General features: G+C 46.4%; 2 pseudogenes. One reads left to right on the top strand and one right to left on the bottom strand.

What is annotated here, in order from left to right:
- Nucleotides 1-341 (bottom strand): annotated as a pseudogene (gene mnmC / locus CIK04_RS23815) (bifunctional tRNA (5-methylaminomethyl-2-thiouridine)(34)-methyltransferase MnmD/FAD-dependent 5-carboxymethylaminomethyl-2-thiouridine(34) oxidoreductase MnmC); the annotation flags it as partial.
- Nucleotides 342-467: 126 nt separating this feature from the next.
- Here mnmC and CIK04_RS23810 point away from each other — a divergent pair.
- Nucleotides 468-881 (top strand): annotated as a pseudogene (locus CIK04_RS23810) (beta-ketoacyl synthase N-terminal-like domain-containing protein); the annotation flags it as partial.

Genomic DNA, 881 nt, shown 5'->3' with positions numbered 1-881 from the left:
CCAAGCTTGATGCGCTTTGATCAATCTTGTTGCTAAGGGGAACTTTCAAGCTGACAAAATGTAACTCTTTGAGTGCTGCATCACGGGTTTGCACGGCGAAAGTCATTGAACGCCTGCCAAACCGCGAGGAAATTCAATCCTGTGCCAAAACCCGTTTCGCCAATCACAAAACGACGGCGGTCAAATTCTTGCCATCTTTCAGGAATAAGATTTTGTTTAAGAAACACATAGCGCGTTTCTTCTAGGCCGTTCACATTGGAGAAGTAAACGTCATCAAATTGGTCAGAAACCGGTGTGCCGACTTCATTCCAGCCGAGTTCTGCATGGGTAATGGATGTCATAGTAGGATGTAAATCTGTGATGTAGCGCGGTTAGAATAGAGCGATTGTACGAATTTCTGGAAAGCTGACCACTTTGTTATGCTTCTTAGTTATTATCTAGCGGATTTTGAATTATAGGAATGTCACATGAAACGAGTCGTAATCACCGGTATGGGTATTGTTTCAAGTATCGGTAACAACGTCGAAGAAGTGTCTTGCTTCTACTGAAAGACAGGTAAATCAGGTATCACTTCGTCTGAGCAATTCAAAGAGAAGGCCTGCGTTCTCAGGTGTGGGGCGATCTGAAAATTACTCCTGCCGATCATATCGATCGCAAACAAATGCGCTTTATGGGCGATGCGGCTGCGTATGCATACCTATCGATGGAACAGGCAATCGCGGATGCGGGCCTGACAGAAGATCAAGTTTCAAACGACCGTACAGGTATCGTTGCGGGTTCTGGTGGTGCGTCATCACTAAACCAAGCGGCGGCAGTCGACACGCTGCGTGAAAAAGGCGTTGAAGCGTATCGGTCCTTACATGGTGCCTCGTACCATGTCA

The sequence above is a fragment of the Vibrio sp. 03_296 genome (assembly GCF_002265885.1).
The sequence above is the reverse complement of the archived record's forward strand: the minus strand, read 5'-3'. Positions and strand labels throughout refer to the sequence as shown.